This window comes from Streptococcus sanguinis, assembly GCF_013343115.1.
Taxonomy (GTDB): Bacteria; Bacillota; Bacilli; order Lactobacillales; family Streptococcaceae; genus Streptococcus; species Streptococcus sanguinis_H.
The window spans coordinates 2042991-2063228 of record NZ_CP054570.1 but is presented as its reverse complement, the minus strand read 5'-3'; the positions used below and the strand labels follow the sequence as shown (position 1 = coordinate 2063228).

General features: G+C 45.4%; 22 protein-coding genes. 19 read left to right on the top strand and 3 right to left on the bottom strand.

The annotated features are described in order from the left end of the window. Positions 1 to 13 precede the first annotated feature (13 nt). Together FOC72_RS09975 and purB are read left to right on the top strand one after the other, a co-directional pair. The gene (locus tag FOC72_RS09975; protein ID WP_002894373.1) at positions 14 to 856 is read left to right on the top strand and encodes a hypothetical protein; all 843 of its coding nucleotides are present in this window, start codon (positions 14 to 16) and stop codon (positions 854 to 856) included. Between the two features lie 18 nt (positions 857 to 874). Then, positions 875 to 2170, top strand: coding sequence for an adenylosuccinate lyase (purB, locus tag FOC72_RS09970; protein ID WP_002894374.1), 1296 nt, complete (start codon positions 875 to 877; stop codon positions 2168 to 2170). A 191-nt stretch (positions 2171 to 2361) separates the two neighbouring features. On the opposite strand, the gene FOC72_RS09965 is transcribed toward purB, so the two are convergent. Together FOC72_RS09965 and FOC72_RS09960 are read right to left on the bottom strand one after the other, a co-directional pair. Then, positions 2362 to 2928, bottom strand: coding sequence for an NAD(P)H-dependent oxidoreductase (locus FOC72_RS09965; RefSeq protein ID WP_002894376.1), 567 nt, complete (start codon positions 2926 to 2928; stop codon positions 2362 to 2364). Then, complete coding sequence (locus FOC72_RS09960) at positions 2925 to 3521, bottom strand: TetR/AcrR family transcriptional regulator (RefSeq protein WP_002894377.1); 597 nt, start codon at positions 3519 to 3521, stop codon at positions 2925 to 2927. Before FOC72_RS09960 ends, FOC72_RS09965 begins: the two co-directional genes overlap by 4 nt. A gap of 216 nt (positions 3522 to 3737) precedes the next feature. Here FOC72_RS09960 and dhaK point away from each other — a divergent pair, with 216 nt between their 5' ends. Genes dhaK through dhaM form a run of 3 tightly spaced genes read left to right on the top strand, consistent with a single transcriptional unit; the run spans position 3738 to position 5690 of the window. Beyond that, positions 3738 to 4727 carry a dihydroxyacetone kinase subunit DhaK gene (gene dhaK / locus FOC72_RS09955; protein WP_002894378.1) on the top strand — a complete coding sequence of 330 codons (990 nt, stop codon included), beginning with the start codon at positions 3738 to 3740 and terminating at the stop codon, positions 4725 to 4727. Positions 4728 to 4737: 10 nt separating this feature from the next. Beyond that, complete coding sequence (dhaL, locus tag FOC72_RS09950; RefSeq protein ID WP_002894379.1) at positions 4738 to 5316, top strand: dihydroxyacetone kinase subunit DhaL; 579 nt, start codon at positions 4738 to 4740, stop codon at positions 5314 to 5316. After that, entirely contained in the window at positions 5316 to 5690 is a 375-nt protein-coding gene (gene dhaM / locus FOC72_RS09945) for a dihydroxyacetone kinase phosphoryl donor subunit DhaM (RefSeq protein WP_002894380.1), read from the top strand. The genes dhaL and dhaM overlap by 1 nt, the downstream gene beginning before the upstream one ends. A gap of 327 nt (positions 5691 to 6017) precedes the next feature. On the opposite strand, the gene FOC72_RS09940 is transcribed toward dhaM, so the two are convergent. After that, a complete protein-coding gene (locus FOC72_RS09940) occupies positions 6018 to 6734 on the bottom strand; it encodes a GntR family transcriptional regulator (RefSeq protein ID WP_002907683.1) in 717 nt (238 codons plus the stop codon). A 106-nt stretch (positions 6735 to 6840) separates the two neighbouring features. Here FOC72_RS09940 and FOC72_RS09935 point away from each other — a divergent pair, with 106 nt between their 5' ends. The 14 genes from FOC72_RS09935 (at position 6841) to FOC72_RS09870 (ending at position 20237) form a co-directional block, all read left to right on the top strand. After that, a complete protein-coding gene (locus FOC72_RS09935) occupies positions 6841 to 8661 on the top strand; it encodes a glycoside hydrolase family 35 protein (protein WP_002894383.1) in 1821 nt (606 codons plus the stop codon). After that, positions 8658 to 9134, top strand: coding sequence for a PTS sugar transporter subunit IIB (locus tag FOC72_RS09930; protein WP_002894384.1), 477 nt, complete (start codon positions 8658 to 8660; stop codon positions 9132 to 9134). The genes FOC72_RS09935 and FOC72_RS09930 overlap by 4 nt, the downstream gene beginning before the upstream one ends. Positions 9135 to 9159: 25 nt before the next feature. Further along, positions 9160 to 10065: a PTS mannose/fructose/sorbose/N-acetylgalactosamine transporter subunit IIC gene (locus tag FOC72_RS09925; RefSeq protein ID WP_002894386.1), complete on the top strand. Its 906-nt coding sequence runs from the start codon at positions 9160 to 9162 to the stop codon at positions 10063 to 10065. Then, positions 10052 to 10876, top strand: a complete 825-nt coding sequence (locus FOC72_RS09920; protein WP_002894388.1) for a PTS system mannose/fructose/sorbose family transporter subunit IID — start codon at positions 10052 to 10054, stop codon at positions 10874 to 10876. The genes FOC72_RS09925 and FOC72_RS09920 overlap by 14 nt, the downstream gene beginning before the upstream one ends. Positions 10877 to 10887: 11 nt before the next feature. Then, complete coding sequence (locus FOC72_RS09915; protein ID WP_002894390.1) at positions 10888 to 11292, top strand: PTS sugar transporter subunit IIA; 405 nt, start codon at positions 10888 to 10890, stop codon at positions 11290 to 11292. Positions 11293 to 11603: 311 nt separating this feature from the next. Next, positions 11604 to 12782 carry an SIS domain-containing protein gene (locus tag FOC72_RS09910; protein ID WP_002894392.1) on the top strand — a complete coding sequence of 393 codons (1179 nt, stop codon included), beginning with the start codon at positions 11604 to 11606 and terminating at the stop codon, positions 12780 to 12782. A 14-nt stretch (positions 12783 to 12796) separates the two neighbouring features. Beyond that, positions 12797 to 13834 (top strand): tagatose-bisphosphate aldolase, encoded by a 1038-nt coding sequence (gene lacD / locus FOC72_RS09905; protein WP_002894396.1) that lies wholly within the window; start codon positions 12797 to 12799, stop codon positions 13832 to 13834. A 24-nt stretch (positions 13835 to 13858) separates the two neighbouring features. Further along, a complete protein-coding gene (locus FOC72_RS09900) occupies positions 13859 to 14905 on the top strand; it encodes an aldose epimerase family protein (protein WP_002894399.1) in 1047 nt (348 codons plus the stop codon). A gap of 562 nt (positions 14906 to 15467) precedes the next feature. Further along, positions 15468 to 16466 carry a Holliday junction branch migration DNA helicase RuvB gene (gene ruvB / locus FOC72_RS09895; RefSeq protein ID WP_002894405.1) on the top strand — a complete coding sequence of 333 codons (999 nt, stop codon included), beginning with the start codon at positions 15468 to 15470 and terminating at the stop codon, positions 16464 to 16466. After that, positions 16463 to 17032: a nucleotidyltransferase family protein gene (locus FOC72_RS09890; RefSeq protein ID WP_002894408.1), complete on the top strand. Its 570-nt coding sequence runs from the start codon at positions 16463 to 16465 to the stop codon at positions 17030 to 17032. Before ruvB ends, FOC72_RS09890 begins: the two co-directional genes overlap by 4 nt. 275 nt (positions 17033 to 17307) lie before the next feature. Beyond that, complete coding sequence (locus FOC72_RS09885; protein WP_002894410.1) at positions 17308 to 17730, top strand: low molecular weight protein-tyrosine-phosphatase; 423 nt, start codon at positions 17308 to 17310, stop codon at positions 17728 to 17730. Beyond that, the gene (locus FOC72_RS09880; protein ID WP_002894413.1) at positions 17723 to 18148 is read left to right on the top strand and encodes an MORN repeat-containing protein; all 426 of its coding nucleotides are present in this window, start codon (positions 17723 to 17725) and stop codon (positions 18146 to 18148) included. The genes FOC72_RS09885 and FOC72_RS09880 overlap by 8 nt, the downstream gene beginning before the upstream one ends. Continuing rightward, a complete protein-coding gene (locus FOC72_RS09875; RefSeq protein ID WP_032914043.1) occupies positions 18138 to 19943 on the top strand; it encodes an acyltransferase family protein in 1806 nt (601 codons plus the stop codon). The genes FOC72_RS09880 and FOC72_RS09875 overlap by 11 nt, the downstream gene beginning before the upstream one ends. A 21-nt stretch (positions 19944 to 19964) precedes the next feature. Continuing rightward, positions 19965 to 20237, top strand: coding sequence for a hypothetical protein (locus FOC72_RS09870; protein WP_002894417.1), 273 nt, complete (start codon positions 19965 to 19967; stop codon positions 20235 to 20237). Position 20238 lies beyond the last annotated feature (1 nt).

Here is a 20238-nt window from a genome sequence, read left to right as displayed (position 1 = left end):
CGGAGTGTAAGTTATGGTTGAGCGAGCGTATAGTTTAGAATTGAAAAAAACTATTAGTGCCTTTGAGGCGCAAAAATATTCTCTTGAAAAAAAATTAAATTCAGAAAAAAGTTTTAGGTGTATTGATATAGATTGCCAGATTCCTTTAACTTGTACAAACTGGAAAAAAAGAGATGGGAAAAGGTTTTATTTTAAACCATCTCACAATGACGAACTACATGTTGAAGGTTGTACTTGCATATCGCCACAAGAAGTTAAGGAACAGGTTAATAAGGAGATTTTAGGAGCTAAAGGAACAATTTCAGATGGTGGAATAATATCTGTTAAGAAGTCATTGAGTAAAGCGAGAGTAAATGGGGATACAGTTGTTGGTTCACTTGATATTGCCGAGCAGTCAGGAAGTTCATATAGAACAAATATTTCTAGAAAACAAGTACAGGATAGACAATTTTCTTCAGTAGCTACGTTTGTGGAACTTTATGAAGACCCACAAATTGATAATAGTGTAAGAAATATTAGAATAGAAGGTGAGCTGATTTCCCTTAATGAGTATTTTGTAGATACTACAGGACAAATTGTGGAAGATAAACAGAGAATATTTTATGGTCTAGCACGGGTTTCTATTGCAGGTTTCAATCCTGATATACTTCAAATAGAGTTTATAGACTCCGATTATCCGAAGGTATTCTCAAATGTAGAGAGAATTAAAGAACGCTCTAACACGAAAAATATTGCTGATTTAATAGGTAAAGAACCAGAATATATTTATTTTAGGGGTAAACTGGATAGCCAGAATAATAAGTTCAAATCTTTTAATGATAAGTTTTATAAGGATTTGTATTCACCAAAAGAATAAGGATAAGGAGAAACAACAATGATAAATCGTTACTCTCGCCCTGAGATGGCGAACATTTGGACTGAAGAAAATAAATACCGTGCTTGGCTTGAGGTGGAAATCTTGGCTGATGAGGCTTGGGCTGAGTTGGGGGAAATCCCTAAGGAAGATGTGGCTTTGATTCGCGAGAAGGCGGACTTTGACATCGACCGAATCTTGGAGATTGAGCAGGAGACTCGCCACGATGTGGTGGCTTTTACGCGGGCGGTTTCTGAGACGCTTGGCGAGGAGCGCAAGTGGGTTCACTATGGCTTGACCTCTACCGACGTGGTGGATACGGCCTACGGTTACCTTTACAAGCAGGCTAACGACATTATCCGTCGTGACCTTGAAAATTTCACCAACATCATCGCTGACAAGGCTAGGGAGCACAAGTTCACCATCATGATGGGGCGTACCCATGGGGTGCATGCGGAGCCTACGACTTTTGGTCTTAAGCTCGCGACTTGGTACAGCGAAATGAAGCGCAATATTGAGCGTTTCGAGATTGCGGCTGCGGGTGTGGAAGCTGGGAAAATCTCTGGTGCGGTTGGGAACTTTGCTAACATTCCGCCATTTGTAGAAAGCTATGTCTGTGAGAAATTAGGTATCCGTCCGCAGGAGATTTCGACCCAAGTCCTGCCGCGTGACCTCCACGCCGAATACTTCTCTGCATTGGCCTTGATTGCGACGTCTATTGAGCGTATGGCGACTGAAATCCGCGGTCTGCAAAAGTCTGAGCAGCGCGAGGTGGAAGAGTTCTTTGCCAAAGGTCAAAAAGGATCTTCAGCTATGCCGCACAAGCGCAATCCAATTGGCTCTGAAAATATGACTGGTCTGGCGCGTGTCATTCGTGGTCACATGGTGACGGCCTTTGAGAATGTCTCTCTCTGGCATGAGCGCGACATTTCCCACTCATCTGCTGAGCGGATTATCGCTCCGGACACGACCATTCTTATTGACTATATGCTCAACCGCTTTGGTAATATCGTCAAGAACTTGACCGTCTTCCCAGAGAACATGAAGCGCAACATGAACTCTACTTTTGGTTTGATATTTAGCCAACGTGCCATGTTGACCTTGATCGAGAAAGGGATGACCCGCGAGCAAGCCTATGACTTGGTACAGCCAAAGACTGCCCAGTCTTGGGACAATCAAGTGGACTTCAAGCCTCTGCTCGAAGCGGACCCAGAAGTCACTTCCCGTCTGACTCAGGAAGAGATTGATGAAATATTCAACCCAGTATACTACACCAAGCGCGTAGATGAAATCTTCAAGCGCGTGGGGCTGGATTAAACATAAAAAAGAGCCTGGGCAAAAAGTCCAGGCTTTTGAAAATAAATTAGAAAAAATAGATGACGCATTGGTTGATTGGCATCTTCCTTCGCTTTATAAGCTCCAAAGATGACTTAATCAACTGGGCGGGGGTGGGAAAACGAACTTTTTTAACTTGTTTGAAGTTCTTTCCCACTCCTGTTTTCTTTATCTTAAATTTGACTGGCTAGCTGCCCGATTTTCTTGAGCATTTCTTGGCGTTGTTGATCTGTTTTGCGTTCTACTCCATTGAGCTCTGTCAGTTTGACAGGAGAAATACCACAAAGTTTCAGGATTTGATTTTTAAGTACCTTGCCGTAGTCTTGGACAAAAGGCAGGGCAAAGGCTGGTGTGTTGTGGCTGGCGATAATCCAGCCGGACTTGCCTTGCAGGTGGCCTTGGAGTCCGACTTTCTTATAAGAGTAGGCAAAGTCAGCCACAAAGACGCGGTCGATAAAGCCTTTGAGAATGGCCGGCATACCGCTCCACCAGATAGGAAAAATGAAAATCAGGTGGTCTGCCCAGGTAATCAAATCCCGGTATTTGGCCATTTCAGGGTCTTTGTGCAGGTCACGGCGTCTATGTTCTTGGTCAAAGCGCAAAATCGGGTCAAAATTTTCAGCATACAAGTCCAAGGTTTTCACCTCATGCTTCTTAGAAAGGTTGCTTTGAACCTCTTTGAGAATAGCAGTATTGAAGCCAGTTGGGCTGGGGTGGGTGTAAATAATCAAGGTTTTCATGATCGTTCTCCTTTGATATAAATGTCAAGCATGTGCTCGATCGTGCTTTGGATGGCTTGAGGATCAAGGTCTTGTCCGATAGGACTGTTGGTCAGAACGGCTAGGCCTGTGATAAAGCTCCAAAAGTGAAAAAGGCTTTCTGCTTCGCTATTGCTAAAATTTTCCTCCTCGCGAAGCTTTAAAACAAGCTCCTTAAATTTATCAAATCCAGGCAGGTCAGACTCCAAGAGAATGGTGTCCTGAGTCACCTTCATATATTTAAAAGGAAATTTGATAAAGAGAGCTTCGAAAAAATGAGGGTAGGTCTTGGCAAAAATAATGAAATTAAGTCCAAGCCGGGTCAGCTGATCACGCGCAGAACCTGTCGCATCAATATTTTCATTGATTTCCTGATTGAGAAACAGCGAAAGCTGGGTCAAAACTACCTTGAGGTAGCCTTCCTTGCTCTCAAAATGGCGGTAGGGGCTGCCGTGAGTTACACCGCAGGCCTTGGCAACAGTCCTGAGCGAAAGCTGTTCAATTCCGTGTTTTCCGATTTCGTCAATCCCTGTTTGGATGAGTTGTTCTTTCAGCTGGGCAGTATTGCGTTTCATTCATTTTCTCCTAAAGTATACACTGTCTACTTATTTATCTTTAGTATACACTGTCTACTTTTTCTTGTCAACTAATTTGATGCTTTCTTCTAGTCTAAGATGTGGCAGAATTTGCTTTCGGTAAGATAAAATGTTAAAATAACATTAAAATGATAGCGCTTTCTTTTTAGGGTGGATTGCTCGTTGTAAAGAAACGCTGAGAAACGGAGGACACCTATGAAGAAAATTATCAACGATCCAACAGCAGTTGTGGACGAGATGCTGGAAGGATTGGCTTATATTCACAGCGATTTGGTTTATCGGGTGGAGGGCTTCGATATCATTGCCCGCAAGAGTGAGAAGACAGGTAAGGTTGGCCTGATTTCTGGCGGTGGCAGTGGTCATGAGCCTTCCCATGCTGGCTTTGTCGGTGAGGGCATGCTGTCGTCCGCTATCTGCGGAGCGGTCTTTACTTCACCAACACCTGACCAAGTCTTGCAGGCGATCAAGGAAGCAGATGAGGGTGCTGGGGTCTTCATGGTGATCAAGAATTACTCCGGTGACATCATGAACTTTGAAATGGCTCAGGAAATGGCTGAGATGGAAGGGATTGAGGTAGCTAGTGTCGTCGTAGATGACGATATCGCAGTAGAGGACAGCCTCTATACGCAAGGTCGCCGCGGAGTGGCTGGTACCATTCTTGTCCATAAGATTCTAGGGGATGCGGCGCGTGCAGGCAAATCTCTGACTGAAATCAAGGCTCTGGCTGATGAGCTGGTCAAAAATATTCACACGGTTGGCTTGGCTCTGAGCGGGGCAACCGTACCGGAAGTCGGCAAGCCTGGTTTTGTTTTGGCTGACGATGAGATAGAGTTCGGCATTGGTATCCATGGTGAGCCCGGCTATCGCAAGGAAAAGATGCAGCCTTCTAAGGACTTAGCTAGAGAATTGGTCGAAAAGCTCAGTCAGTCTGTTGAGCTCAAATCTGGTAAGAAAATCGGCATTCTTATCAATGGTATGGGTGCAACACCGCTTATGGAGCAGTATGTCTTCGCGGCCGATGTAGCAAATCTTCTGGCAGAAGCTGGAGTCGAAGTTGTCTATAAAAAGCTGGGTAATTACATGACTTCCATTGATATGGCTGGGATTTCTCTGACCTTTATCGAGCTAGATCAGCCAGACTGGCTGAAAGCTCTCAACAGTCCGGTCAAGACAGCAGCTTGGTAAGGAGGTGCTTATGGACGCAGCAAGAGCAAAAAAATGGATGCAGTTGTTCAACGAGAAGATCCAGGATCAGAAAGACTATCTGTCTGACCTTGATACACCCATCGGTGATGGCGATCATGGTGCCAATATGGCCAGAGGAATGGCGGCAGCAGTAGAGAGTCTAGCTGCTAAGGACTTTGCCAGTGCGGCTGAGGTTTTTCAGGCTGTTTCCATGCAGCTGATTAGCAAGGTCGGCGGTGCTTCAGGCCCTCTTTATGGCTCGGCCTTCATGGGCATGGCCAAAGCTGAAAAAGACGGTAAAGACTTGTCAGAGGTCATCCAAGCTGGGCTGGACATGATTCAGAAGCGGGGCAAGGCTGTGCCTGGTGAGAAGACCATGGTGGATGTCTGGTCGGAGATTCCTCTTTCTCTGCAGTCTGGAGACTTGACGCGTGAAAAGATTGGTTCCCTAGTGGAAGCGACCAAAGATTTGAAAGCGACCAAGGGGCGGGCTTCCTATGTCGGTGAGCGCTCTATCGGTCATATTGATCCCGGTTCGGCTTCATCTGGTCTCCTCTTTGAGGCTCTTTTAGAAACGGAGGCAGGCTGATGGCAGATACTGGCATTCTTATCGTTTCCCATTCCAAAAACCTGGCCCAAGGCTTGTTTGACCTCATTTCGCAGGTGGCGGTAGATGTGGCCATCAGCTATGTGGGCGGGTTGGACGACGGCAGCATCGGGACCAGCTTTGAAGGGATTCAGGCAGCTTTAGATGCCAATGACAAGGACACTATTTTGGCCTTTTTCGATCTGGGCTCAGCTCGGATGAATCTAGAAATGGTCGCAGACTTTTCTGACAAGGAAATCATTATCAACAATGTTCCTTTGGTAGAGGGAGCCTATACGGCTGCTGCTCTTCTTCAGGCTGGGGCAGATTTGCCTAATGTTTTGCTTCAGGTCCGTGAATTAGAAATAAAGAAATAGCAGGTTTTCTAAAGACTTGATGAACGATTTCATTTGCAAAATAAGGAACATTTTATATCAAAAAGCTGGAATTCAATCCCAGCTTTTTTGCTTTATCACTGTACCAATTTCAGGGGAACAGCCAGTATTTCTTATTTCTTTCTTCTTTAAATTGATTAAAAATAGGACAAATTTATAGCCTGCGTTTAATTTTTGACACTATTCGCCTTTTAATGAACAAAAGTTCTTAGAATGGATTGCAAATTGGTATAGATAGACTTATAATAGATATAAGTACACAAGATGAAAGAAAAAACGACAGCCGATTAGAAGCCATCGTTTTTAATCTTAGTGGTCCCGATTGCAGGAAATGAACTTAATCTTGAAGAAGTCACCGCGTTTGTAAGTTTCGCTGTACTCTAAGATCTGTCCTGTGCTTTCCAGCTGGGTAATCTTCACCTGATGAACGGTCGGGAAGTTGGTATCAACTTCCAGTACTTTCGCAACATCTTTTGGTGTTGGGAAGACAATTTCGTTGGTCTCTTCAAAATGTTCATCATTCATGTGAATGTGGTAGTCAGTTTTGAAGCGATTGTAAATGGAGCTGTAGTAGTCCATATCTGGATAGTTAGGATTGATGTACTGCTCAGGGATATAGGTTTGGTGATAGATATAGACTTTGTCGCCAGTCCGTCTGATCCGGTCAATCTTATAGTAGAACTGCGTTGGTGCTAGTTCTAGCTTATCCAAGATTTTCAGATCATTGCCACGCTTGATGGAGAGAACAGTCACCTTATCTTTTTGGATAGGGAAGGTCTCAACGTCAGAAAATTCCACCAGCTTGTGCTTTCTTGCACGTGAAACGAAGGTCCCCTTGCCTTGTTGGCGGATGATGTAACCATCATTGGCCAGTTCATTCAAAGCGCGGACAACAGTAATGGAGCTGACATTAAACATCTGAATCAGCTCAGCCTCTGTGTAAAACTTATCGCCATTTTCAAATTTGCCAGAAATGATTTGCTGCTTGAGCTCATCTTTGATTTGTTGGTATTTTGGAATAGCCATTTTGTTCACCTCTCTTTTTTTACTTTTCTTACTTAAGATTTTAACATATTTTAAAAAAAAATGTTGACATTTATGCAAAAATTTATTATATTAATATTAATAAGAGATGAAAGCGGTTTTACACCGAAGGGAACATCAGATGGCAAGATTCAAAATTGGTCATTCTTTCTGTTTGGATGATCGGGAGTTTAAGATTTTATCGGGAGCCATTCACTATTTTCGGGTACAGCCTGAGGATTGGTATCATTCCCTTTATAATCTCAAAGCTCTGGGCTTTAATACGGTGGAGACCTATCTTCCCTGGAATATGCACGAACCTCAAAAAGGTGTTTTTAACTTCCAAGGGATTTTAGATATTGAGGCATTTTTACAGACGGCTCAGGATTTGGGACTTTATGCCATTATCCGCCCTTCTCCTTTTATCTGCGCGGAGTGGGAGTTCGGTGGTCTGCCGGCCTGGCTGCTCAATGAAAATATGCGCATTCGTTCATCAGATGAGGCCTTTCTGCAGGCTGTAGCAAGCTATTATGACGAGCTGCTGCCGCGACTGACTCCAAGGCTTCTGGACAATGGGGGAAATATCCTCATGATGCAGGTGGAAAATGAGTACGGTTCTTATGGGGAAGACAAGGCCTACCTGAGAGCAATCAGACGGCTCATGGAAGAACGAGGTGTAACCTGTCCGCTCTTTACATCAGACGGACCTTGGCGGGCTACGCTTCAAGCTGGTACGCTGATTGATGACGATGTCTTTGTGACAGGAAATTTCGGCTCCAAGGCAGATTACAATTTTGCCCAGATGCAGGAATTCTTTGACGAGCATGGCAAAAAGTGGCCGCTCATGTGTATGGAGTTCTGGGATGGCTGGTTCAATCGCTGGAAAGAGCCTGTCATCAAGCGAGATCCAGACGAACTGGCTCAAGCTGTCCATGAAGTGCTCCAGCAGGGCTCAATCAATCTCTATATGTTTCATGGCGGTACCAACTTTGGTTTCATGAACGGCTGTTCGGCTAGAGGCGTTATTGACCTGCCACAGGTAACATCCTATGACTACGATGCTCTACTCGATGAGCGTGGCAATCCGACGGATAAGTACTATGCAGTCCAGAGGATGCTGAAAGAGCATTATCCAGAGTATCCACAGATGGATCCGCTGGTGAAAGAGTCTTTTGAGCTCAGGAATATTCTGCTCAGTCAGAAGGTCAGTCTCTTTGAGACACTGCCTGACTTGGCAGAGCCTATCGAAAGTCTCTATCCGATGAAGATGGAAGAGCTGGGGCAAAATGTCGGCTACCTGCTCTATCGGACTTGGGCTAGTTGGGATGCTGATCAGGAAAGGCTCCGTGTCATTGACGGGCGTGACCGTATGCAGCTCTATGTGGACGGTCAGTACATTGCAACCCAGTACCAGACAGAAATCGGTCAGGATATCATGGTGGACGGCCAGAAAAAGGCGGAGCACCAGCTTGACATTCTGATGGAAAATATGGGTCGGGTCAATTATGGGCATAAGCTACTGGCAGATACCCAGCAGAAGGGTATTCGTACCGGTGTCTGTAAGGACCTGCACTTCCTGCTTGACTGGCAGCATTACCCATTGCCGCTGGATCATCCAGAAAAGATTGACTTTTCAAAAGGCTGGCAGGAAAATCAACCAGCTTTCTACGCTTTTGACTTTAAAATGAAAGCGCTTAAAGATACTTATCTGGATCTGTCCGACTTTGGTAAGGGCGTCGTCTTTGTCAACGGTGTCAGCATTGGCCGTTTCTGGAATGTCGGACCGACCCTATCGCTCTATATCCCGCACAGCTTGCTCAGAGAAGGCGACAATCGCATCATTATCTTTGAGACAGAAGGGATCTATAGCGAAACCATTCACTTAGTTAACCAACCTACATTTAAAACAATAAAGGGGGAAAATCTATGACAATAGTAGGTGCACGTATCGATGGACGTTTGATCCATGGACAGGTAGCCAATCTTTGGACTACCAAGCTCAACATTTCACGCATTATGGTGATTGACGATGAGGTAGCTGAAAATGCTATCGAAAAGAGCGGACTCAAGCTCGCAACGCCAGCTGGTGTGAAACTCAGTGTCTTGCCGATTGCTAAGGCAGCAGAAAATATCTTGGCCGGCAAGTATGATTCGCAGCGACTCTTGATTGTCGCTCGTAAGCCAGACCGCTTCCTGCGGTTGGTCGAAGCTGGTGTTCCGCTGGAAACGCTGAACGTCGGCAATATGTCTCAGTCAGACGAAACTCGCTCCATTACCCGCTCTATCAATGTGGTAGATGCAGATGTTGAAGCCTTTCACAAGCTGCACGAAAAAGGAGTCAAGCTGTCAGCGCAAATGGTTCCCAACGATCCGGTTGAGGATTTCATGAAGTTATTAAAATAGGACAAAATTTTAGGAGGACATTGTTATGATACAATGGTGGCAAATTTTACTACTCACTTTGTACTCAGCTTATCAAATCTGTGATGAGTTGACTATCGTTTCGTCAGCAGGATCCCCTGTATTTGCTGGGTTCATTACTGGCTTGATTATGGGTGATTTGACGACTGGTTTGTTTATCGGTGGTAGCCTGCAATTATTCGTTCTTGGTGTAGGGACATTTGGTGGGGCTTCTCGTATTGATGCAACATCAGGTGCCGTTTTGGCGACAGCCTTCTCTGTAGCACAAGGCATTAAGCCAGAGTTGGCTATTGCGACAATCGCAGTACCAGTAGCAACTTTGTTGACATACTTCGATATCTTAGGCCGCATGACAACGACTTATTTCGCGCACCGTGTGGATGCAGCAGTTGAACGCTTCGACTATAAAGGTATTGAACGCAACTATCTCTTAGGTGCCCTTCCTTGGGCTCTGTCTCGTGCCCTCCCAGTCTTTCTGGCTCTGGCTTATGGTGGAACATTTGTTCAAGCGATAGTAGATGGTGTTGCTGGTGTGAAATGGCTGGCTGCAGGCTTGACACTGGCTGGTCGTATGCTTCCAGGACTCGGGTTCGCTATCTTGCTTCGTTACCTTCCAGTTAAACGTAATCTTCACTACTTAGCTCTTGGTTTTGGCTTGACGGCTATGCTGACTGTGCTTTACTCAAACATTCAAACTTTGGGAGGTGCTGTATCTAGCATTGTTGGAACTCTTCCAAAAGATGCTGCAGTTACATTTGCCAACAATTTCAAAGGCTTGTCTATGATTGGTGTAGCTATCTTTGGTATCTTCCTTGCAGTACAGCATTTCAAATACAGCCAAAGAACAGTAGTTGCTGCTCCAGCTGCTAGCACAAACTCAGAAAGTGAGGAAATTGAAGATGACGAACTCTAATTATAAATTAACAAAAGAAGATTTTAAACAAATCAATAAACGCAGCTTGTTCACTTTCCAATTAGGCTGGAACTACGAGCGGATGCAAGGTTCTGGCTATCTCTACATGCTCTTGCCTCAGCTGCGCAAAATGTACGGTGACGGCACTCCAGAATTAAAAGAAATGATGAAATTGCATACGCAATTCTTCAATACCTCACCTTTCTTCCACACCATTATTGCAGGTTTTGACCTAGCTATGGAAGAAAAAGACGGCGTTAAATCAAAAGATGCGGTCAATGGTATCAAGACAGGTCTTATGGGACCATTTGCTCCTCTTGGAGACTCTATCTTTGGCTCTCTTGTGCCAGCCATCATGGGATCTATCGCTGCTACCATGGCTATTGCAGGCCAGCCTTGGGGAATTTTCCTTTGGATTGCTGTAGCAGTTGCTTATGATATTTTCCGTTGGAAACAGTTAGAATTTGCCTACAAAGAAGGGGTCAACCTCATCACCAACATGCAAAGCACTTTGACAGCTCTTGTTGAAGCGGCTTCTGTATTGGGTATCTTCATGGTTGGAGCTCTTGTTGCGACTATGATTAACTTTGAAGTTTCATGGGTGCTGAAGATTGGTGAAAAAGCTATTGATTTCCAAGACATGATGAATCTGATTTTCCCACGTTTGATTCCAGCAGTCTTTACAGGCTTTATCTTCTGGCTCTTGGGCAAGAAAGGAATGAACTCTACTAAGGCTATCTTCATTATCATTATCATGGCAGTAAGCTTCTCTGCTATCGGCTACTTCCTGCTGGGACAAGTACCAGAATAATGGAGTGATTTATGAGTAAGAAATTAGTTTTAGTTAGTCATGGTCGCTTTTGTGAAGAACTGAAAACAACTACGGAAATGATTATGGGACCTCAGGAAGACATCCATGCAGTAGCCCTGCTTCCGGAGGAAGGTCCAGAAGACTTCGCAGCTAAATTCTTAGAAACGGTCAAAGATTTTGAGGATTACTTGGTTTTTGCGGATCTCTTGGGGGGCACTCCTTGTAATGTAGTCAGCCGCTTCATTATGGAAGGACAGGATATCGAGCTTTATGCGGGGGTCAATCTGCCCATGGTCATTGAGTTTATTAACGCTTCTTTGACTGGAGCAGAAGTCAGCTATCCATCCAAGGCAGCAGAGAATATTGTTAAGGTCAATGATGTTCTAGCAGGCCTAATGGATGATGAAGATGAATAAAATCTTGAACAATCACTTCTAGTTAGGTCAAGTCCTTGCGCTGTCAGCAGATGGGAGATTGCTGATAGGTGAGGATTTACTACAGTGGATGATTCAAGCATACTGGTCTAAGAGGAATTTGGGAGATGCCTCTTGGCCTAGGGAAATGGATGGTTCAGCATTGCAAAATGCAGTTGCTGTCTGGTTTGAAAAAGCTTGTTAAAAGCATATTTCAAGTCTAGCCATCGTTGCGGGGGTGGGACAGCGAGCCGAAAATCTTGGATTTTCTGGATTTCTGTCTCGCTCCCCCTTTTTTCAAATGATGGAAAGGAATGAGAAAGAGAATGTTAGATTATTCACAGGAAGAATTGCAGCGTCTGGGGGCTGATATTACAACGAGAGAAATCTATCAGCAGCCTGAGGTTTGGCAGGAAGCTTTTGATCGTTACAAGGATCAGGCCGCAGACATCGCTGCTTTTCTGAAAAAAATCGAGGACAAACATGACTACATCAAGGTCATTTTTGCCGGAGCCGGCTCATCAGCCTATGTCGGAGATACCTTAACGCCTTATTTCAGGCAGATTTATGATGAGCGTAAATGGAATTTCAATGCCATCGCGACAACAGATATCGTAGCCAATCCCTTGGTGCATCTGAAGAGAGAAGTACCGACAGTGCTGGTTTCCTTTGCCCGCAGCGGTAATTCCCCAGAAAGTGTAGCGACTGTGGACTTGGCTAAGCAGTTGGTAGATGACTTGTACCAGATTACCATTACCTGTGCTGCCCAAGGCAAGCTAGCCCAGCAGGCCCAAGGTGATGAAAAGAATCTTTTGCTCCTGCAGCCAGAAGCTTCTAATGATGCTGGCTTTGCCATGACCTCTAGTTTCAGCTCTATGATGCTGACAGCCCTTTTGGTCTTTGACCGGGCTGAACTAGCCCAGAAGGAAGCCAAGGTTGCGGCTCTGATTCAGCTCAGCCAGGATGTTTTAGAACGCGTTGCAGATGTGCAGCAGCTGGTTGATTTGGATTTCAGTCGGATCATTTATCTGGGGGCAGGACCTTTCTTTGGTCTGGCGCATGAAGCCCAGCTCAAGATTTTAGAGCTGACAGCCGGCCAAATTGCAACTATGTACGAAAGTCCAGTCGGTTTCCGGCATGGGCCTAAGTCGCTGATTAACCAAGACACAGTCGTTCTGGTCTTTGGTTCGACAGATGGCTATACCAAAGCTTATGATTTGGATTTGGTGCGGGAAGTTGCTGGTGACGGAATTGTCCGCAGGCTGGTGATGCTGACTGACCGGGAGGAGCAGTTGGAAGGAGTCGAGCAAGTAGTGCTAAGTACCCAAGAGCCTCTGGGAGATAGCTATCGTATCTTCCCTTACGTCGTCTATGCTCAGCTCTTTGCTCTCTTGACCTCGCTCAAGGTTAAGAACCGTCCAGATACACCATCTCCGACAGGCACGGTCAATCGTGTAGTACAGGGAGTTATCATTCACCCTTTTGGGCAGTAAGAAAAGGAAAAGTTATGGAGAAATTACAAATCAGTCACAAAAAAGTGAGCCATCTGAAAAAACTATCAGACCAGCAGGGGATTATCGGGGCTTTGGCTATTGACCAGCGTGGTTCGCTCAAGAAAATGCTGGCCAGCGGAGAAGATGCGCCTTCTGGTGACCAAGCTCTGGTTCAGTTTAAAGAATTAATCTCTAGTCAGCTGACGCCCTATGCCAGCTCCATCCTGCTAGATCCAGAGTTCGGTCTGCCGGCAGCCGAGCTGCGGGATGCTTCCTGCGGTCTGATAGTGGCCTATGAGAAGACCGGCTATGATGCGACAGCGGAGGGCCGCCTGCCGGACTTGCTGCCAAACTGGTCAGCTAGTCGCATCCGAGACATGGGCGCAGATGCCGTCAAGGTCTTGATTTACTATGATGTGGACGACAAGCCGGAAATCAACGATATCAAGCAGGCCTGGGTTGAGCGCGTGGGCAGCGAATGTTTGGCTGAGGACATTCCTTATTTTTTGGAGATTCTGACCTATGATGCTAAGAGTGACAGTGTTTTGGACGCTAACTATGCCAAGCTTAAGCCGCATAAGGTCAACGAGGCAATCAAACTCTTTTCAGATTCCCGCTATCATGTAGATGTCTTAAAGGTTGAAGTGCCGGTCAATATGAACTTTGTTGAGGGCTTCACCAAAGAAGGGGTTGAGCCAGTCTACAGCGTGACAGAAGCCCAAGCTTTCTTTAAAGAACAGTCAGATGCGACGCACTTACCTTTCATCTTCCTCAGCGCTGGTGTCAGTGCCGAACTTTTCCAAGAAACGCTGCGGCTAGCCCATGAAGCGGGCTCACAGTTTAACGGCGTTCTGTGTGGACGGGCTACCTGGAAGGATGCAGTCTCAGTCTTTGCCCAAGAGGGAGCTGCAGCAGCTCAAGCGTGGCTGGACGAGACAGGCCGTCAGAATATCGAGGATCTTAATCAAGTCTTGCGCCAAACAGCTGTGTCTTGGCTGGACAAGCTTGACCTGCCTTTTGAAGACAGGACTTGGCAAGTTCGTGATTTTTAACAGGATAGATAAAAGAGGTTTGGTATGAAATCTTACCGAGAATCCATTTTTGGCAAGCTGGGCAGTCAGGAGATTCTAGCTTACACTTTTGAAAACGATCGAGGTTATCGACTGACAGTCATGAACTACGGAGCAACCGTCATCCAGTATGTCACTCCTGATAAGGATAATCACTTTGACAATATCGTTGTCGGGTTTGATCAGTTTGAGGACTATATTGGGAACAGTCCCAAGCACGGAGCCAGTATTGGTCCAGTCGCTGGGCGTATTGCCGGAGCAACGTTTGATTTGAATGGCCAGACCTTTCAGCTAGAGGCAAATAATGGCCCAAACTGCAACCATAGTGGCTCCAGCGGCTGGGATAGTAGCGTTTTTGAAGTAGAGGAAGTCAGTAATGACGGGCTCACCTTTTATACAGAGCGGACAGACGGAACTGGCGGCTTTCCGGGCAATCTGAAAATCTGGGTTTCCTATACCCTGACAGAGAAGGGCAAGCTGGAAATTTCTTATCAGGTCCAGACAGATCAGGATACCTTGGTCAATCCGACCAACCACAGCTATTTCAACCTGTCTGGTCGTTTCAATCAGCCCATTGATGACCATATCCTGCAGCTCAATACTGATGGTGTCTATCCTATCGCAGCTGACGGCCTTCCTGAAAAAAAGGCTGATGCAGAGCGTGACTTTGTCAAGAAGCTGGCCAAGGGCGCTTCCCTTAAAGAAATTTTTGACGCGACTGATGAGCAAATCCAGCTGGTATCTGGCTTGGATCATCCCTTTGCTCTAAACCCAAGCCGAGATCAGGCAGGGACGCTCTATCATCCAGCATCGGGCCGCCGCCTGACCATTCAGACTCAGGCGCCCTGCCTAGTGATTTATTCAGCGAATTGCGTAGATGATTCGGTTCAGTTTGATGGCCGGCCTATGATTCAGCATAATGGCTTGGCTCTGGAAGCCCAGGCTTTGCCGGATGCCATTCACAGCAGCCAGCAGTCAGATGTCATTCTCAAGGCCGGTCAGATTTTTACCAGAAGGACGGTGTATTTTGCTGATGTACCAGCAACTTTATAAAGAAACAATCGCGAAAGAGCACAGAAAACGGCAGTACCTCCTTCTGCCGTTTTTCTTTGTCCAGTTTTCAGAGACTATGTTTTTCATAAGTGGCTCATCTTAAGCAAGGGAAAAGCCTCCACAATCAAAAGCAAAATCTTTTTTTGCTAACTGAATTTTACTTTAAGTTTTTCTTAAGCTAAGGCTGCTATACTTGTTTTTATCAAATGAAGCCCCCTAACTTTGTTTGATAATCCTAAACTTTTTCATAATAATCTCCCATAAAGGCCACCCAATCCGGTGGTCTTTTTTTGCTCAAATTTTAGAATAAGACGGGAAGTTTATCGGATTGTAACTCAAATGTTAAATTTTAAAGGATACGTTATACAAAGTTAAGGTTTCTTTAAGTTAGGGGCAGTATACTATGAGTATCAAATGAAGACCTCCTAACTTTATTTGATAGAAATCCTAAACTTTTTCATAATAATCTCCCATAAAGGCCACCCAATCCGGTGGTCTTTTTTTGTGTTCAGACGTTGATTAGATTTGCTTCCTCTGCCTTATTTTCTGCTATAATAGTTCTATGAGTAGAATTTTAGACAATGAATTAATGGGTGATGAGGAATTGGTGGAGCGCACCTTGCGTCCCCAGTATTTACAGGAGTATATCGGCCAGGACAAGGTCAAGAACCAGCTGAAGATTTTTATTGAAGCGGCCAAGCTGAGGGATGAGGCGCTCGACCACACCCTTCTTTTTGGCCCTCCAGGTCTGGGGAAGACGACCATGGCCTTTGTCATTGCCAATGAACTAGGCGTAAATCTCAAGCAGACTTCAGGTCCGGTGATTGAGAAATCTGGTGATTTAGTTGCGATCTTAAATGACCTTGAGCCGGGTGATGTCCTCTTTATAGATGAGATTCACCGCTTGCCAATGGCAGTAGAGGAAGTGCTTTACAGCGCTATGGAAGACTTTTACATCGACATTATGATTGGCTCGGGTGAGACCAGTCGCAGCGTCCATCTGGATTTGCCGCCTTTTACTCTGATTGGGGCGACTACTCGGGCAGGCATGCTGTCCAATCCTCTGCGGGCTCGCTTTGGGATTACCGGTCACATGGAGTATTATGAAGCTGGCGACCTGACTGAAATCGTTGAGCGGACGGCAGAGATTTTTGAGATGGCTATTACCCACGAGGCTGCGAAGGAGCTGGCTCTGCGTAGCCGAGGCACGCCGCGGATTGCCAACCGTTTGCTCAAGCGGGTCCGGGACTACGCGCAGATTATGGGCAATGGCCTGATTGATGATAAGATAACCGACCAAGCTCTCTCCATGCTGGATGTGGATCAAGAGGGGCTGGACTATGTGGACCAGAAGATTTTGAAGACTATGATTGAGGTTTACGGTGGCGGTCCGGTAGGGCTTGGAACCCTCTCGGTCAATATTGCTGAGGAGCGTGAAACAGTGGAGGACATGTATGAGCCTTACCTAATTCAGAAAGGCTTTGTCATGCGGACACGGACTGGGCGCGTAGCTACCCGTAAAGCCTATGAGCATCTAGGATATGAGTATATGAAGGAATGATGACAGAAAAGGAGATTTTAGACCGACTAGGTCAAGATCCAGACATCCGAGCGATTTTGGAAATTATTCGCAGTCTGGAGCTCAAGGATTCTTGGCTAGCGGCTGGTTGTGTGAGGAATTTTATCTGGAATCTATTGTCAGAGCGACTAGGTTTTGACTCTGATACGGATGTAGATGTCATTTTCTTTGATCCGAGTTATGCTGAGGCAGAGATGATAGAGCTGGAAGCCAAGATCAAGGCAGACTGGCCACAGTATCGATGGGAGCTGAGAAATCAAGCCTATATGCACCGCCATAGTCCTGGAACGGCGCCTTATAAAAATGCTCGCGAAGCCATGAGTAAGTATCCTGAGCGCTGTACGGCTATTGGCCTGCGCTTACTGGAAAATGACAAACTGGAACTTTTTGCTCCCTATGGTTTGGAGGATATCTTAAACTTTCAGGTTAGACCGACTCCTCATTTTCTTGAAAATAAGGAGCGCCAGCGTGTCTATGCTGAGCGCTTGGCTAAGAAGAATTGGCAGAAACGCTGGCCCCAGCTGGAATATCACTATCCTGATAAATAGGTATAAGCTAAGAGTAAAATGTTTAAGTTATTTTAAGGAAGTTTTAAGGAATGGATATTATACTATAACCAAGTTAAGAAATTAACTTAACTCCTAAAACTTTTTTCTTTTTAAAAAATAATCTCCCTACAAAAAGCCACCAAACGGTGGTTTTTTGCTATTTTCAGGCATGAGAGGGGCAGGGCTTGCCAGTTTTCAACGAGAATCAGGAAACTGTAAACGATTCAGGGCTAGTTTTTGCCATTATTTTGTTATAATAGATAGCGAGGTATTCTATGAAGAAAATTGTATTTGTATGTTTGGGCAATATCTGCCGCAGTCCGATGGCAGAGTTTGTCATGAAGAGTTTAACAGACCAACTGAAAATCGAGAGCCGGGCAACCTCAAGCTGGGAGCACGGCAATCCCATTCATCAGGGAACACAGGCTATTTTTAAGAAATATGCCATTGCTTATGATAGGAACAAGACTTCTCAGCAAATTTCGGCAGAGGATTTTGCGGATTTTGACTACATCATCGGTATGGATGAAAGCAATGTCCGAGATTTGAAGCGGATGGCGCCTGAGGATTTTCAGCATAAAATTTATCAGTTTGAGGAAGAAAGTGTGCCAGATCCTTGGTACACAGGAGATTTTGACCAAACCTATGATTTGGTCTTGGCTGGCTGCAAGAAGTGGCTAGAGCGTTTGGATGGATAGGAATATGGATACAGTAAAAGAATTTTACGCTAAATACAAGGTCTATCTGACCCGGCAGAATTTAGAACTTTTGGCTGTAACGGTCATTGTACTGTCAGCTATTCTGGTTTTTACCTCGGGGATTCCTGGTAAGGGCGTTTTAACGCTGGATCAGGGGAAGATCAAGTATGACGGGACCTTGGTTCGCGGGAAGATGAACGGTCAGGGGACTATGACTTTTCAAAATGGGGACAGTTATAGCGGTCAATTTCGCAATGGCATTTTTGACGGCAAAGGAACTTTTACCTCGCAGGCTGGCTGGAAATATGAAGGGGACTTCAGCAAGGGCCAGGCCGATGGACAAGGAAAACTAACGACAGAAGGCAATGTCGTTTATGAAGGAACGTTTAAACAAGGAATTTATCAAAATGCGCATTAAATGGTTTTCGCTCGTCAGAATCACGGGGCTGCTTCTAGTTCTGCTTTATCATTACTTCCAGGGCGTTTTCCCTGGCGGTTTTATTGGCGTGGATATCTTCTTTACCTTTTCTGGATTCTTGATTACATCTCTGCTTATTGACGAGTTTGCCAAGAAGAAAGAAATCGATATCCAAGGCTTTTTCAAACGACGTTTTTATCGGATTGTACCGCCTCTGGTCTTTATGATTTTGGTCGTTATGCCCTTTACTCTCTTGATTCGTAAGGATTTTGTGGCTGGGATTGGGACACAGATTGCAGCTGCCTTGGGCTTTGTGACAAACTTTTATGAAATGCTCTCAGGCGGCAGTTATGAGAGTCAGTTTGTACCGCACATCCTGATCCACACTTGGAGTCTGGCTTTAGAAGTGCACTATTATGTTCTTTGGGGCTTGGCTGCTTGGGGCTTGGGCAAGGTTGCCAAGTCAACGGCCCGCTATCGTGGCATGATTGCGCTGGTTTCTGCGGGTCTCTTTTTGCTCAGCTTTGTATCAATGTTTGCTGGCGCTTTGACCACTAAGAATTATTCTGACATTTATTTCTCAAGTTTGACCCACGTCTTTCCTTTCTTTGCAGGAAGCATTCTGGCTACCTTGTCTGGTGTCGGCCATGTCAGCAGTCGCTTTAAGATGTTGGAGGAGAAGCTGACTCTTAAGCAAGTACTAGGGATTATGGGGGGCAGCGCAGCTATTTTGCTTTTGCTCAGCTTCCTGCTCAAGTTTGACAATCTTTGGACTTACCTGGTAGGGTTATTGATTTCAACTATCTTGGCTTGTCTGATGATTTTGGCTGCTAGGATGTTGCATGACAAGCTCCCTGATGTGAAGGAGCCTAGCCTTATCAACTTTATCGCGGATACCAGCTATGGTGTTTATCTCTTCCACTGGCCATTCTATATAATCTTTACCCAGCTGATGAGTAACGGCTTGGCTGTTCTCTTGACTACGCTGTTATCTATTACTTTTGCAGCCTTGTCTTTCTATATCTTGGAGCCAACTCTTGCTGGTCGTCAGCCAGTTATCATGGGAACCAAGATGGATTTATCGTCTCTTACAAGACCAATCTTTTACAGCATGATTCCGCTGACTTTGATTATGTTCTTTATTTCGGTGACAGCACCAAAGGTCGGAGCTTTTGAGGAAAGTTTGATTGTCAATGCTCTGAATCAAGCAGACACTAAGATACAGACAACTCGGAGTCAGGTTGATCAGTCCAAGGCGACTGAGTACAATGTGGCGGACGGGATTACCATGATTGGTGACTCCGTTGCCCTACGCTCAAGCGAACAATTGCAGCAGATCTTACCAGGAATCGAGCTAGATACTGTCGTTAGCCGCAGTCTGAGCACAGGCTTAGAGGTCTACAAGACAGATATTGCTAATAGAGTGCTGAAGAAGCAGGTTGTCCTGGCTCTCGGGACCAATTCGTCTGGTTATTCGAATGAGCTTTTGGATGAATATGTTTCCAGCCTGCCTAAGGGGCATCAACTGATCCTCGTGACTCCTTATGACGGTCGCTCAGAGGGCGGAGTCTTGGCCCAGCAGCGGGAGTATGAGCTGGAATTAGCCAAAAAGTACGACTATGTCTTTGTAGCTGACTGGCATCAAACTGCTATCGAAAATCCGCAGATTTGGGAAGGGACAGACTATGTCCACTTTGGCTCAAACTCAGAGTCTATGATTGAGGGGGGGACTCTCTATGCCAATACCATTAAGCAAGCCATAGATGAAGCAAATTCTGGCAATGTGAAACCATAAATTCCAAAAGGAGAAGCAACAATGGGACAAATTAAATCAAGCGCCATTTCAGCTGGCTCTGCTATCAGTGAGCTCGTTGGAGTTGATACTAGCAATGCACAAAATCAACAAGTCGAATTTTCCTATACAACAGGGATTGCTGGTATGGAAGCTGGCCGTCAGGCCTGCAATCAAATGCTGCAGGCTGTCAGTGACTTCAGCTCAGCTGTTCTGACTCAGGCCAATAAATTTCCAGAAATTGCTGCAAAAATTGAAAAACGCGATATAGAGGAAGCCAAGCGCTGGGAGAGTTGAG